General features: G+C 60.9%; 13 protein-coding genes and 1 pseudogene. 7 read left to right on the top strand and 7 right to left on the bottom strand.

Going from position 1 to position 14,285, the window contains the following annotated elements; genetic code table 11:
• Positions 1-54: 54 nt before the first annotated feature.
• The 3 genes from AC3IUE_RS03420 to AC3IUE_RS03410 form a co-directional block, all read right to left on the bottom strand.
• The gene (locus AC3IUE_RS03420; RefSeq protein WP_489265565.1) at positions 55-1,437 is read right to left on the bottom strand and encodes an MFS transporter; all 1,383 of its coding nucleotides are present in this window, start codon (positions 1,435-1,437) and stop codon (positions 55-57) included.
• A 127-nt stretch (positions 1,438-1,564) separates the two neighbouring features.
• Positions 1,565-2,299 (bottom strand): ArsR/SmtB family transcription factor, encoded by a 735-nt coding sequence (locus AC3IUE_RS03415; RefSeq protein ID WP_056746146.1) that lies wholly within the window; start codon positions 2,297-2,299, stop codon positions 1,565-1,567.
• Positions 2,300-2,615: 316 nt separating this feature from the next.
• Positions 2,616-3,545, bottom strand: coding sequence for a LysR family transcriptional regulator (locus AC3IUE_RS03410; RefSeq protein WP_056746148.1), 930 nt, complete (start codon positions 3,543-3,545; stop codon positions 2,616-2,618).
• Positions 3,546-3,664: 119 nt separating this feature from the next.
• On the opposite strand from AC3IUE_RS03410, the gene AC3IUE_RS03405 reads away from it, so the two are divergent.
• The 3 genes from AC3IUE_RS03405 (at position 3,665) to AC3IUE_RS03395 (ending at position 5,326) form a co-directional block, all read left to right on the top strand.
• The gene (locus tag AC3IUE_RS03405) at positions 3,665-3,958 is read left to right on the top strand and encodes a putative quinol monooxygenase (RefSeq protein ID WP_056746150.1); all 294 of its coding nucleotides are present in this window, start codon (positions 3,665-3,667) and stop codon (positions 3,956-3,958) included.
• 34 nt (positions 3,959-3,992) lie between these two features.
• On the top strand, positions 3,993-5,006 hold the full coding sequence (locus AC3IUE_RS03400) for a zinc-binding alcohol dehydrogenase family protein (RefSeq protein WP_489265563.1): 1,014 nt from the start codon (positions 3,993-3,995) through the stop codon (positions 5,004-5,006).
• Positions 5,007-5,155: 149 nt separating this feature from the next.
• Entirely contained in the window at positions 5,156-5,326 is a 171-nt protein-coding gene (locus AC3IUE_RS03395) for a hypothetical protein (protein ID WP_165353242.1), read from the top strand.
• Positions 5,327-5,334: 8 nt separating this feature from the next.
• Here the strand turns inward: AC3IUE_RS03395 and AC3IUE_RS03390 are convergent, their stop codons facing one another.
• Entirely contained in the window at positions 5,335-6,531 is a 1,197-nt protein-coding gene (locus tag AC3IUE_RS03390) for a multidrug effflux MFS transporter (RefSeq protein ID WP_489265560.1), read from the bottom strand.
• 93 nt (positions 6,532-6,624) lie between these two features.
• Positions 6,625-6,822, bottom strand: coding sequence for a heavy-metal-associated domain-containing protein (locus AC3IUE_RS03385; protein ID WP_489265558.1), 198 nt, complete (start codon positions 6,820-6,822; stop codon positions 6,625-6,627).
• A 147-nt stretch (positions 6,823-6,969) separates the two neighbouring features.
• Between AC3IUE_RS03385 and AC3IUE_RS03380 the strand changes: the two genes are divergently transcribed.
• From AC3IUE_RS03380 to cueR, 3 genes are all read left to right on the top strand, one after another.
• A complete protein-coding gene (locus AC3IUE_RS03380) occupies positions 6,970-7,353 on the top strand; it encodes a hypothetical protein (protein ID WP_489265556.1) in 384 nt (127 codons plus the stop codon).
• Between the two features lie 191 nt (positions 7,354-7,544).
• Positions 7,545-9,938: a heavy metal translocating P-type ATPase gene (locus AC3IUE_RS03375; protein ID WP_489265554.1), complete on the top strand. Its 2,394-nt coding sequence runs from the start codon at positions 7,545-7,547 to the stop codon at positions 9,936-9,938.
• Entirely contained in the window at positions 9,935-10,348 is a 414-nt protein-coding gene (gene cueR / locus AC3IUE_RS03370) for a Cu(I)-responsive transcriptional regulator (RefSeq protein WP_008156539.1), read from the top strand. The genes AC3IUE_RS03375 and cueR overlap by 4 nt, the downstream gene beginning before the upstream one ends.
• Here cueR and AC3IUE_RS03365 read toward each other — a convergent pair.
• Both AC3IUE_RS03365 and AC3IUE_RS03360 read right to left on the bottom strand, forming a co-directional pair.
• Positions 10,302-11,522 (bottom strand): MFS transporter, encoded by a 1,221-nt coding sequence (locus AC3IUE_RS03365; protein WP_489265551.1) that lies wholly within the window; start codon positions 11,520-11,522, stop codon positions 10,302-10,304. The two genes, cueR and AC3IUE_RS03365, sit on opposite strands and share 47 nt — an antisense overlap.
• Before the next feature lie 309 nt (positions 11,523-11,831).
• Positions 11,832-12,725 carry a PA4780 family RIO1-like protein kinase gene (locus AC3IUE_RS03360; protein WP_489265549.1) on the bottom strand — a complete coding sequence of 298 codons (894 nt, stop codon included), beginning with the start codon at positions 12,723-12,725 and terminating at the stop codon, positions 11,832-11,834.
• Positions 12,726-13,183: 458 nt separating this feature from the next.
• On the opposite strand from AC3IUE_RS03360, the pseudogene AC3IUE_RS03355 reads away from it, so the two are divergent.
• Positions 13,184-14,272 (top strand): annotated as a pseudogene (locus AC3IUE_RS03355) (cache domain-containing protein); the annotation flags it as partial.
• Positions 14,273-14,285: the final 13 nt, after the last annotated feature.

Here is a 14,285-nt window from a genome sequence, read left to right as displayed (position 1 = left end):
ATGTTGAATGTCAGTCCGCTATCGCGAGCAAGCTCGCTCCCACAGGGTTTGCGTTTAGCCAACGGCTACCGGTTCAGTCAACTCCTCCAGCGTCTTGCCCCGGGTCTCCATCCCGAACACCCACACCACCCCCGCCGCAATCGCAAAACACATCGCCCCCAACGCAAACACCCCGCCCTGCCCGGTCATCGGGAACACCAGCCCGGTCACCATTGGCCCGAGCAACGAACCCACGCGGCCAATCGCCGACGCAAAACCCGAGCCCGTGGCCCGCGCCGATGTCGGGTACAACTCCGGCGTGTAGGTGTAAAGCACCGCCCACATGCCGAACAGGAAAAACTGCATCAGCAGCCCCGACGCAATCAACAGGTTGACGTTGCCGCCAAACACCGCGCTCTGACCATAAAGAAACGCCATCACCCCGCCGCCGAGCAACGTCACCACGCACACCGGTTTACGCCCCCAACGCTCCACCAGCCAGGCGGCCATCAGGAAACCGGGAATCCCGCCAAGGGAAATCAACACCGTGTAATACACCGACTGGGTCACGGCAAAACCCGACTGCTGCAGCAAGGCACTGAGCCAGGACGTCAGGCCATAGAACCCCAGCAAGGCAAAGAACCAGACGCTCCAGATCATCATCGTGCGCTGGCGGTACAGCGGCGACCAGATCTGCCGCAACGCGGAAAAGAAATGGCCCGGCGTACTCGCCACTCTCGGCAGGCGGATCGGCTCAGGCAGATCCGAACGTCCCAGAGATGTCCGGACCCGATCTTCGATGCGCAGCAAGACCTTGTCTGCCACGTCATGATGCCCGGCCTGTTCCAGCCAGCGCGGTGATTCGGGAATGAAAAAGCGAATCGCCAGGACAAACACCGCCGGCACCGCCAACACCAGGAAGATGTCCCGCCAGCCAATCACCGGCAGCAGAAAGTACGACAGTACCCCGGCGGCGACGAAGCCCAGCGGCCAGAAACCGTCCATCAACGCAATGTAGCGCCCGCGCCGTTTGGCAGGAATCAGCTCCGAGAGCATCGATTGAGCGATGGGAAACTCCATGCCCATGCCGATCCCCAACAGGATTCGGAACAACGTCAGCGTTTCGACGTTCTGCGCCGTAGAGCACAGGTAGCTGGCGATCCCCCACAACACGATGCTCCACTGGAACACCGGTTTGCGCCCGAAGCGGTCGGCCAGCATGCCGGACAGCGACGCCCCCACAACCATGCCGAAAAAGCTCGAACTGGCCAGCAGTCCGGCCTGCGCCGTGCTCAGGCCAAACTCGGTTTTGATCGAGCCGAGCAGGAAAGTCATCATCGCCAGGTCCATGGAGTCGAAGAAAAACGCCAGGGCAATGATGATGAAAATGATTCGGTGATAACCGCTGATGGGCAGCCGTTCCAGTCGTTCTGCCGCGCTGAAGCCTCGAGTTTCCATGCCACATTCCCCCAATCCGAAAGTCCCCGGACGAGTGTGCGCGATAGCTGCTGGGGGTTACTGCTGGATGCGACCTGTTCGCAGCTCTGAACGACGCCCGAAGCTTCGAACGTCGATCTCGATGCGTCTACAACGCCATTTCCAGCTCGGTTTCTTTGGCGAATCGATGGATTTCACGCTGCCCCGCAGCGGTGATCTGCAAGGATCGAGAATCGTTGGGCAGGCTCAACCAACCTGACTGCATGAACAATTGCAGCAACGCCGCACCCAGTGATCCGCCCATGTGCGGGCGTCTTTCGCTCCAGTCCGGACAAGCGCAGGCGACTCGGCTGTTGCGATGAGCCAGCGCCTGGATGAACACACCCCGCGTCGCCAATTGCGTGGCGCCCTTGTGGGTGATCATGACCCGCTGATCGAACTGTTCGATCCAGCCCGCATCCAGCAGACGCTGGTAAAGATCGGCGGCAAGAGTGCCGCCCAAATGGTCGTCGCAAAGCCTGGCGCGCAAGAGTGACGAAGGCGCCGTCTGAGGTTTGGCGAGGGGGGGCGTGCGCTTGAAAACGTCCGGGACTTCCCGAGGCGTGCTGGCCAGGGTGGCGCTGGCCAGTGCCTCTATCGCCGCACCCACTTCAGGCGCGGCAAGACGGAAGAACCGCTTGCGGCCGCGGAACTCGACTTTCAACAGACCTCCGGCGGACAAACGCCCCAGATGCGCACTGGCCGAAGACGGTGACAGGCCGGCCAACAAGGCCAGCTCTTCGGTTTGCCGCGCCGAGCCGTCCATCAAGGCCCACATCATTGCGCTGCGCTTTGGGTCAGCCAGCAACGTGGCGATCTGGCTGATGCAAGGTGCATGTTCCATGTATTCACTCCCTGTTGAATCGTTTCGTCTACTGCTCAGAGACATCTTGACCAGTAATGTGTCGTCGGCCAAGGCGTGGAAACCGCCATAACCCGGGCAAAGCCGGTCAATCGCACAGGCCATTGCTTCGCAGGTTTCGCAAAGCCGCGGCGATTGACCATGGGCCTGGCTGACTCGGACGTGGACTCGCCATGGCGAGATCGACGGTGCGTACATGAGGCGAGCGCTAGTATATGCGGGTTAACCGCCGGTTCCTGCCCTTGGGAAACCATTGGTGGTGATAGTTCCTGAGTGAAATTTCGCTATTTGCCTGCGACTAATGATCGGCACCCGATAACGTCGGAAATTGGCTACTCAACCGGGCGCATCGGCTGGCGAGCATTTCCCGCAAAAGGTTCACCGGCTTACTCAATTGTGCGCGATGGGCGCACAGCAAATTCAGCGGTGCGCGCTCACAGAGCAGTTCCGGCATGAGCACTTTCAATCGACCGGCCAGCACATCGGCCGCGACATCGAGCCAGGATTTGTAGGCGACCCCGGCACCTGCCACGGCCCACAGCCGCACGACATCGGCATCATCGCTGAAACGATCGCCGCTGACGGTCAGGCTGACCTCGCGTTTGCCGTCGTGAAAACTCCAATGGTCGTGGACCCGGCTGCCGAGCATGAACAGCAGGCAGTTGTGCTGAGCCAGTTGCTCCAGTTGCCGTGGCTCGCCATGCCGGGCCAGGTAACTCGGGGCGGCACAGAGCACGCGGCGATTCTGCGGAGCAATGGGCAGCGCCACCAGGCTTGAGTCTTCCGGCTCGCCGTACCGCAGGGCGATGTCCACCGGTTGGCGGAACAGGTCGGCGATGCGGTCGCCCAACAGCAAACGCACCGTAAGCTTCGGATGCTCTCGCTGAAACTCGTCCAGCCAGGGCAGCAGCAGGTTGCGGCCAAAGTCCGAAGGCGCCGACAGCTGCAAAATACCGCTGACCTGGTCCTGACCGCTGGCCAATAAACGACGGCCCTCATCGAGATTGCTCAAGGCGGCCCGAGCGTATTCGAGAAATCCCTCGCCTTCAGCGGTCAGCCGCAGGCTACGGGTAGAACGGGCGAGCAACCGGGCGCCGAGCTGCTGTTCGATGCGCTTCAACGCCGCGCTGGCCACCGCGGCCGACATGTCCATCCCCCGCGCCGCCGCTGACAGACTGCCCAGGTCCGCCGCCCGGACAAACAACTGCAAGTCATCGAAACGCAGCATTGTTCAGCCTCGATTATCAAAAAAATATTGAAAGAGACTGCTCTTTTAGCGGGTTTTATCTTGAAGAGAAATAGCCAATCATCCGTCCCATCGAATTCATCCCGTTCCCGGAGCCGAACATGTCCCAGCCTTTTACCGCTATCGCCACCCTCATCGCCAAAGCCGGCCAGCAGGACGCCCTTGAACAACATCTGCGAGCGCTGCTGGAACCGACCCGCGCCGAGGCCGGTTGCGGTCAATACGACTTGCACCAGGACCTCGCCAATCCTCATGCCTTCTACATGATCGAAAAATGGAGCAGCGACGAAGCCCTGCAAGCCCATGACGCCAGCGCGCATGTCCAGAACTTCCGCGCCAAGGCTGGCGACTTTCTCGAACATTTCGACCTCAAGCGCCTGCGCGCCATCGTCTGATTTCTTCCTTCTTTATTACTTTTCAGGAACTCCAATGAAAGCCATTGCCTACTACGCCTCGTTGCCAATCAGCGACTCAAACGCTCTGCAAGACATCGAACTGCCAGAACCGGTTGCCGGCCCGCGCGACCTGTTGGTGGAAGTCAAAGCCATTTCGGTCAACCCGGTGGACACCAAGGTCCGCCAGAACGTCCAGCCTGAAGCGGGTGCGCCGAAAGTGCTGGGCTGGGACGTGGCCGGTGTGGTCAAGGCCGTCGGCAGTGAAGTGACGTTGTTCAAGGCCGGCGACAAAGTGTTCTACGCCGGCTCCATCGCCCGCGCTGGCGGTAACAGCGAACTGCACGTGGTAGACGAGCGGATCGTCGGCCATATGCCGAAAACCCTCGGCTTCGCCGAAGCCGCCGCACTGCCGCTGACCGCAATCACCGCGTGGGAATTGCTCTTCGAGCGCCTGCAAGTGCGTGAAGGCAAAACCGATGAAGGCCAGAGCCTTTTGATCGTTGGTGCCGCTGGCGGTGTGGGGTCGATCCTCACGCAACTGGCCAGCCAGCTCACCGGGCTGAAAGTGATCGGCACGGCTTCCCGCCCGCAAACCCAGCGCTGGGTTCGTGAGCTGGGTGCCGACCTGGTGATCGATCACAGCCAGCCGTTGAGCGAAGAACTCAAACGCGCGGGTGTCGATCAGGTGACCCACGTCGCCAGCCTGACCCAGACCGATCACCACCTGGATCAGTTGGTCGAGGCTTTGGCGCCGCAAGGCAAACTGGCCCTGATCGATGATCCGAAGGCGCTGGACGTGACCAAACTCAAGCGCAAGAGCCTGTCGCTGCACTGGGAGTTCATGTACACCCGCTCGCTGTTCGAAACCGCGGACATGATCGAGCAGCACAAATTGCTTAACCGCGTGGCTGAGCTGATCGACGCCGGGACGCTGAAGACCACGGTCGGCGAGCATTTCGGGACCATTAACGCGGCGAACCTGCGTCGCGCCCATGAGCTGCTGGAAAGCGGCAAGTCCAAGGGCAAGATTGTGCTCGAAGGGTTCTGAAACAAACTGACACAGTTGTCGCCCAGATGGGCGACACCGTCAGTCCGAGAGTTGACCCTTGTCACAATTGCGATCGTATTGAGGTCTACAATCGAGACTCTGCGGCACAGTCTTTTACGTAACATCTTTTACGAGAGGAGAGATCAGCAATGAAGATCCTGATAAAAGAATTGGCAAAATCCCAGTGGCAAGTCCGTCTGGACCAACATGCCGTGACGTTCCGCAGTGAAGCCGAAGCCCGCGCCTTCACCCGTACCCTTGAAGCGCGACTACAAGCACCTCATCAAATTATTGACCGCCAGCAGCGTGCCGCTGGCTGAGTCCGTCCTCAGACCTGGGCTTGCGCCAGCGCCCGGGCATTTTGCAAACGCCGGGTGAGCATCGCCACGCTCACCACCAGAATTCCGCACAGGCTGATGACCATGGCCATCGGCATGGCGCTGCCGTCGTGTAAAACACCCACCAGTGCTGCTGCCCCGGCGGCGACGCTGAATTGCAGGCAACCGAGCATCGCCGACGCACTGCCGGCGCGAGCGCCCTGCCCGTTCATGGCGCAGGCCGAGGCGTTGGGGAGGATGCAACCGAGGCTGGCGATGCAGACAAACAGCGGAATCAGCAACGGCCATAGCTGCGCGGTGTGCAGCGAACTGACGGCCAGCAGCGCCAGACCCGCGCCGACGTAGATCCACACGGTGCGCGCCAGCAAGAACGCCGGGCCTCGCTTGGCCAGCAATCGTGCATTGAGCTGCGCCACCAGGATGAAACCCGCCGCGTTGGTACCAAACAGCCAACCGAAATGCTCGGGCGGCACGCCATACAGCTTGATGAAGACGAACGGTGAACCGGCGATGTAGGCAAACATCCCGGCGATGGCGATGCCACCGGTCAAGGCGTGGCCGAGATAGACCGGATCCGACAACAGTCGACCGTACTGACGCAACGCCCCCGACAATGGTTGACGCGGCACATGGGCCGGCAGACTTTCCGGCAGCCCCAGCGCCACGGCCAAACCCGCCAGTGCACTGAAACCGGTCAACACGAGAAAGATCGACTGCCAGCCCGTGGTGTTGACCAACAGCCCGCCCAGCATCGGCGCAAGAATCGGCGCCAGGCCCATCACCAGCATCAGCTGCGAAAAGACCTTCGCCGACCCCACCGCATCGCATTTATCGCTGACAATCGCTCGTGCGATCACCATCCCCGCGCACCCGCCCAACGCCTGAACGAAACGTGCGCCGATCAGCCATTCGAGGTTCGGCGCATAGGCGCAGGCCAGGGAGGCTGCGGTGAACAAGCCGACGCCGGTCAGCAAGGGAATGCGGCGCCCGAAGCGATCCGCCACCGGACCGTAAGCCAGTTGACCGATGGACAAGCCAAGGAAGTACGCCGCCAGGGTCAGCTGAACGTGTTTTTCATCGGTGGCGAAGGCGAGCGCCATCGCCGGGAAGGCCGGCAGATAGAAATCGATCGCCAGCGGACCGAAGGCGCTCAAGGCGCCAAGAATCAAAATGGTACGGAAATTCATCAGGCATCCAGTTGGACAGGGTCGGCAGCCCCACAGTCTAGCCGCGCATGGACGCCTTGAACATTCCGTTAGGTCGCTAACTATTAAAAAGCTTCAGGCGACTTCCGCCTCGTAGCCTTCTTCGGTGATCACGGCGATCACCTGATCCGCCGACAAAGCACTCTCGACACCGACTTCTTTCGCGGCCAGATCGATACGCACGCTGGCCGCAGGATCCTTGGCTTGCAGCGCCTGGGTGATGGCTTTGACGCAGTGACCGCAGGACATGCCTTGAACGTTGAACACTTGCATGGGATGACTCCTTGAGTAAGGTTGCGTGCAGTCTTGAGCTTGCCACCGTGGCAAGGTCAAGTTCTGAAGTGAACTGCCGGGCTGGCAATCAGCGTCGCGCTCGGCCAAGCTGCGTCCATCAATGACTCGACATCAGGAGATTCAGCCATGCGCTGGCCAGCTCTCAGCCTGTTTGGCTTTCTCAGCCTATTTGCCGCGACACCTTCGGTTCAAGCCGCCGGGGAGGACTATGGCGTACTGATCATTTCCCGCGAGCGCCTGGAAGTCGCGACCTCCTGCGAGATCGGCGTGTACATTCACGATCAGCTGTCGGCGCGGTTGTTCCAGGAACAAAGCACCTCGTTCAACCTGCCGCCGGGCAATGTCTCCTTGCGCCTGAAGCTGCTGCCGGGCCAGGCGCCGGGTTGCAACCCGGGCATGCTCGCACCGGGTTCGCAGAACATCACGCTCAAGGCCGGTGACGTGTTGAAGTTCCGGATTGCGATGACGCAGGAAGGGATGTACCTGAAACCCACTGCCCTCGAATACTGACGCAAATCCCTGTGGGAGCGAGCTTGCTCGCGATAGCTGTATGTCAGCGGCATTGATGTCGACTGACACGCCGCTATCGCGAGCAAGCTCGCTCCCACATTTTTTGGTCTGGGTTAATTGTTGATTGGCGCTTGACCTTGCCAGCATGGCAAGGTTGATCCTGTAGGTATCTTCTACAGGGAGCGTGACCGATGTCCGAATCCACCACTTTCGATTTGCCGATTGCCGGCATGACCTGCGCCAGTTGCGCCGGACGTGTCGAGCGTGCCTTGAGCAAAGTCATCGGCGCCTCTGCCGTCAGCGTCAACCTGGCCACCGAACAGGCCCGGGTTCAAGCGCCCAGCGACAGCCTGCCGGCCTTGATGGACGCCGTGCAGCAGGCGGGTTACAGCGTGCCGCAGCAAAGTCTGGAATTGAGCATCGATGGCATGACCTGCGCCTCTTGCGTCGGCCGGGTCGAACGAGCGCTGGCCAAGGTGCCGGGGGTCAAGAGCGTCAGCGTTAACCTGGCCAACGAACGCGCCCACCTTGAGCTGCTCGGCCAGATCGATCCGCAAACCTTGATCGCTGCCGTGACCAAGGCGGGCTATAGCGCCAGTGTCTGGGAAGTCGAACACCCGCAAACCGATCATCAACAACAACGCCTGCACCGCGAGCGTTGGGCCTTGATCATGGCGATTGTCCTCGCCTCGCCGTTGGTGCTGCCGATGTTGCTGCAACCGTTCGGCGTGCACTGGATGCTCCCGGCCTGGGTGCAATTCGCGTTGGCCACGCCGGTGCAATTCATCTTCGGTGCGCGCTTTTACGTCGCTGCCTGGAAAGCCGTGCGCGCCGGTGCGGGCAACATGGATTTGCTGGTCGCGTTGGGCACCAGCGCCGGTTATGGCTTGAGTCTCTATGAATGGGCCACCGCCGCCGGGCGCATGCCGCACCTGTATTTCGAAGCCTCGGCGGTGGTGATCGCGCTGGTGCTGCTGGGCAAATACCTCGAAAGCCGCGCCAAGCGCCAGACCGCCAGTGCCATTCGCGCCCTCGAAGCCTTGCGCCCGGAACGGGCGATTCAGGTGATCGACGGCCGCGAACAGGATGTCGCCATCAGCGCCTTGCGTCTGAATGATCTGGTCATGGTCAAGCCCGGCGAACGCTTCCCGGTGGACGGTGAAGTGGTCGAAGGCCAGAGCCACGCCGACGAAGCGCTGATCAGCGGCGAAAGCCTGCCGGTGCCCAAACAACCCGGCGACAAGGTCACCGGCGGCGCGATCAATGGCGAAGGCCGGTTGCTCGTTCGCACCCTGGCCTTGGGCGCGGAAACCGTGCTCGCCCGCATCATCCGCCTGGTTGAAGACGCTCAAGCCGCAAAGGCACCGATCCAGAAACTGGTGGATAAAGTCAGCCAGGTGTTCGTGCCAACGGTCCTGCTGATTGCGTTGGCAACCTTGATCGGTTGGTGGTTGTACGGCGCCTCCATGGAAACGGCGCTGATCAATGCCGTGGCGGTACTGGTGATCGCTTGCCCGTGCGCCCTGGGGTTGGCCACGCCAACGGCAATCATGGCAGGGACCGGCGTGGCGGCGCGCCACGGGATTCTGATCAAGGACGCCGAAGCGCTGGAGCGTGCCCATGAAGTCAGTGCGGTGGTGTTCGACAAGACTGGCACGCTGACTTCGGGTGCCCCACGCATCGCTCATTTGAGCGCAATCAACCATGACGAAGCGGCCCTGCTGCAAATGGCCGGTGCCCTGCAACGCGGCAGCGAACATCCGCTGGCCAAGGCGGTGCTGGACGCTTGCGCCGAACGCGGCTTGACCGTGGCCGATGTCAGCGACAGTCAATCGCTGACCGGCCGTGGCATCGCGGGCACTCTCGACGGTTGTCGATTGGCGTTGGGCAATCGTCGTCTCCTGGAAGAGAGCGGCTTGAGCGCAGGTGAATGGGCGGACTCCGCCACCGCGTGGGAAACCGAAGGCCGGACCCTGTCCTGGCTGATCGAGCAAAGCCCCGAGACACGAGTATTGGGCCTCTTCGCCTTCGGCGACACCCTCAAACCCGGCGCGCTGCAAGCCGTGCAACAACTCAACGCACGCCGCATCAGCAGCCACCTGCTGACCGGCGATAATCGCGGCAGTGCCAAAGTGGTTGCCGAGGCGCTGGGCATCAAGGATGTCCACGCCGAAGTACTGCCGGCGGACAAAGCCGCCACCGTCGCCGAACTGAAAAAAACCGGCGTCGTGGCCATGGTCGGCGACGGCATCAACGACGCACCCGCCTTGGCCGCCGCCGACATCGGCATCGCCATGGGCGGTGGCACCGACGTTGCGATGCACGCGGCCGGGATCACCCTGATGCGCGGTGACCCACGGCTGGTGCCGGCGGCGCTGGAGATCAGTCGCAAGACCTACGCGAAGATTCGTCAGAACCTGTTCTGGGCCTTCGTCTACAACCTGATCGGCATTCCGCTGGCAGCGTTCGGCTTCCTCAACCCGGTGCTGGCCGGTGCGGCCATGGCGTTGTCGAGCGTCAGCGTGGTGAGCAATGCGTTACTGTTGAAAACCTGGAAACCCAAGGATCTGGAGGACAACCGATGAACATCGGCCAAGCGGCCCGCCAAAGCGGCCTGAGCGCGAAGATGATTCGTTATTACGAATCCATCGGCTTGCTCAAGGCCGCCCATCGTACCGACAGCGGTTACCGGGTTTACGGCGACGACGACCTGCACACCCTGGCGTTCATCAAGCGTTCCCGGGACCTGGGGTTCTCACTGGAAGAGGTCGGCAAACTGCTGACCCTCTGGCAGGACCGCCAGCGAGCCAGCGCCGATGTGAAGGCCCTGGCCCGTCAGCACATCGACGAACTGAACCAGAAAATCCGCGAACTCGGCCAACTGCGCGACACCCTGCAGGACCTGGTCGAACACTGCCACGGCGATCACCGGCCCGACTGCCCGATCCTCAAGAACCTGGAGTCGGGCTGTTGCGCACAACCCGCTCGCCCCTGATTGCCAGCCCCTTCACCACCAACAAGGTGGTGAGGGGAATGCCGTGGAACAACAGCACCACGGCCCCCGGCGTCCACCACGAATAGAACGGCGCGGCGATCAGCATGCCGACGCCGAACCCGGTCATTTGCAACAGCGTCAGGAAGCTGAAAATCGGCAGGCGCAGGCTGTCCGGTTCACGCTGCAGGCGCGACATCAGGCCGACTTCCGAGAAACCGTCGCCGAGGCCTGCCGGCAGCGAAAACAACAGCAGCCCGTAAAGGGTCTGTTGCTGAAACATCAGGATGAAGCCGCAGGACATCAGCAACACACCAAAGAAAAATCGTCGTTCCAGGTTCACGTTGTCCGAGCCTTTCAGCCGGCTGGCGATGCGCGCACCGATGAGTTTGCCGCTGGCCCAGACGGCCAGCATCAGACCCAGCGTGGTGCTGGCGGACTCGGGCGTCAGCAGTCTGGAAATAATCGGAAAACCCACGTTGTGCGCGGCACTGCCAAGGGTGTCAGCCATGGCCACGGCGAGCATCGCCGCCACCACCGGTGTGCTGCGCAGTCCCTGGAGCAGAGCCGCCCATTCACCACGTTCGTGGTTGGGTTTGTCACTGGGCGCAGGTTTTGAGAAGCGCAGCGGCAAGATGAACAATGCGGCCAGCAGATAAGTGACCACGTTCAATGCAAACACTGTTTCAAAGCCGAATGCTGCCACCAATAGCCCTGACACCAGACTTCCACCGACCATGGCTGCCGACGACGCCGAGGTGATCCAGGCGTTGGTCTTGAGCAAATGCTCAGCCTCGATCAAGTGCGGCAACTGACTGTTAAGGCCGATGGCGAACATCGAGTTGCCGAATCCCAGACCGAAAGCGATCACCGGTAACAGCAGCATCTGCTGGGTGACCGGCAGCACCAGCAGCAAGCCCAGCAGTCCGGCGCGCAACAGGTCGAAGGCAATCAGCGGCAGGCGCCCGGCCCAACGGCGATAAAACGTCGTGCCGATGAGGCTGGCGAAGATCCCACCGGCCACGCGGCTGGCGAGGAAGATGCCGACGCTCATGGCGTTGTTGCTGAGCAGGTAGACGTAGGTGGCCAGGGCGACCATGTTGAGGAAGGCGCCGAAGTCCGAGACCAGACGGGCGGTGATGATCAGTTGGGCGTTGCGGGTGGATAGGGTGTTCACATTCAATCCTTGAGTGTGGTTTTGGGCCGATGGCAGTAGACGCGATTTTGTGTGGATCTGAAAGCCACCCCTCACCCTAACCCTCTCCCCAAAGGGGCGAGGGGACTGATTGGGGATATCTCAAGAAAATCTGCGACCTGAGAGCTCGTGTCGAACTCAGGATTTGAAAGCAATGGATATCTGCTCCCTTTCCCCTCTCCCCCATGGGGGAGAGGGCTGGGGTGAGGGGGTAGATCTACCTGACACCACACGACAGCCCCTATTGCCCATAAAAAAACCCGGCCAACAGCCGGGTTTTTCGTTAACCGATCACTGCATCCAGGGCGGAGGCGGTTCTTCGGCTTTGCTCGGTGGCTCGTCGTCAGCAGCGCGGATCGCTTGCTTGCGCTCTTCATCAAGGCGTGCCGCCTCGATCTCGCGCATGATCCCGCCAACGTCGGCCAACTCTTCCGGCTCATCGAACTCGCCGGTCAAGACGCTGGCCGGGTGCAAGGTGCCGGCTTCGAACAGGGCCCACATTTCCTTGGCGTACTTGGTCTTTTTCAACTCCGGCGCAAACCGCCCGAAGTAGGACGCCATGTTGCCAACATCACGCTCCAGCATGCTGAACGCGTGGTTGTTGCCCGCCGCGTCGACCGCTTGCGGCAGGTCGATGATCACCGGGCCGGTCGGGGTCAGCAGTACGTTGAACTCCGACAGGTCACCGTGCACCAAACCGGTACACAACATCAGCACGATCTGCGAAATCAGGAACGCGTGATACTCGCGCGCCTGATCCGGCTCCAGCACCACGTCGTTCAGACGCGGCGCGGCATCACCGTACTCATCGGCCACCAGCTCCATCAACAGCACGCCTTCAAGGAAGTCGTAAGGCTGAGGAACCCGCACGCCAGCACCGGCCAGACGGAACAATGCCGCCACTTCGGCGTTCTGCCAGGCGTCTTCGGTTTCTTTCTTGCCGAACTTGGAGCCCTTGGCCATCGCACGAGCCTGACGGCTGTTGCGCACCTTGCGGCCTTCCTGATACTCGGCCGCCTGACGGAAACTGCGTTTATTCGCCTCCTTGTAGACCTTCGCGCAACGTAACTCGTTGCCGCAGCGCACCACATAAACAGCTGCTTCTTTACCACTCATGAGTGGGCGCAGCACCTCGTCGACCAGACCGTCCTCGATCAGGGGTTCAATGCGTTTTGGAGTCTTCATCAGCTTTTATTGGGGGTCCTTTATTACCAAACACGCGAAAGTCATTCGTTATACGGCAATCCACTCATTCGGGGGAGGGGTTGCCGACCTATGAACGTCCTGTGACCGTCAAGAAGCACACAATGTGCCGGTTTAATCAGTCAGCAACCGCCGGTCGTCATCGGCCGCCACAGATCATAGCTGACCCTGCGTCACTTGTTGCTGAAGGGTTAAGCGGGTATTTGCGACAGAAGCTGACATCTCGATTCATACCCTTCGTAGGATTTTTCTTAATAGGCCTCAATTTCCGCCTCGGCCAGCCGAAGTCATCAGAGACAAAGTGATTTGTCCGACAATCGTTTCGACTACAACAACGATGGCGCACTCACGGAACCGGGTCGATCAAAAACGTTTACGGCTGCCAATAATCCGCGAGTCATCTGCACTGCGTGGGCCTACAAGAAAAATCTGGAGCGCGGATGAACATCAAACAGAAGTTGACCTGGGCGTTTGCAATCATCGCCTGCTTACCGGTGGTGCTGGTCGCGACCCTGGTTGTGCTGAACTTGCGCAGTGATGCCAAGGACAGTTTCGTTGACGGCAGTGGCCGCGAAATTCGTCAGGTCAGCAACGCCATGCAACTGTTCTTTGACGGCATCAGCCAGAACGTGGATTACCTGGCGACCCAACCGCTGATCAAGAATTCCGACGACAGCCTCAAGACGTACATGAGCGCCAACGCCGAAAGCATTCCTCAAGGCGAGATGGACAAGAAGGTCTTCGGCCTCCTTCAGGACCTGGGTAACAGTCACCCGTCCTACGCCTATGCCATTCTCGGCACCGCGGCGGGCGGTTATGTGTCCTGGCCGGACGATGCCAAGCTGAGCAATTACGACCCGCGCCAGCGCCCCTGGTACAAGGCTGCCCAGGCCAAACCGGGCAAGCCGTTCCGCACCGAGGCCTATTACTGGGCCCAGGACGACGCGACGTACGTCAGTACCGTGCGCACCATCGACAACAAATTGGGCACCAATGGCGGTGTGGTCAGCATCGACGTGACGCTCAAGCAGCTCACTGAAATCGTCAAGCAGATCAAGCTCGGTGAAACCGGCTACCTGATGCTGCTGGAAAACACCGGCACCGTGCTGGTCGATCCGAAGCAACCGGAACACAACTTCAAAGCCTTGAGCAGCCTCGGCGAGGGCTACGCGCAACTGGCCAAGGCCGGCAAAGGGCTGGTGGAAGTCGAGCTGAACGGCGAACGCTACATGGCCAACGTCTGGCCGTCGGAGCAACTGGGCTGGACCTTCATCGGCCTGATCAAGCAGACCGACGTGATGAGTTCGGCCACTCAGCTGACCTGGCTGATCGCGATCATCGCCGCCGTGCTGGCCGTGTTCTTCGCCATCGTCGGCGCCAGTTTCGCCAGCCTCATCGTGCGACCGATCCGCAGCGTGGCCAGCGGTCTGGAAGGCATCGCCCAAGGTGAAGGCGACCTGACCAAGAACCTGCAAATCCGTGGCAGCGACGAAACCGCGCAACTGGCCAACTGGTTCAACCAGTTCTTGGCGGCGATCCGCA

Source organism: Pseudomonas sp. GL_093 (assembly GCF_057837605.1).
Note: the sequence above shows the minus strand (reverse complement) of the source record. Positions and strands in the feature narration are given on the sequence as shown.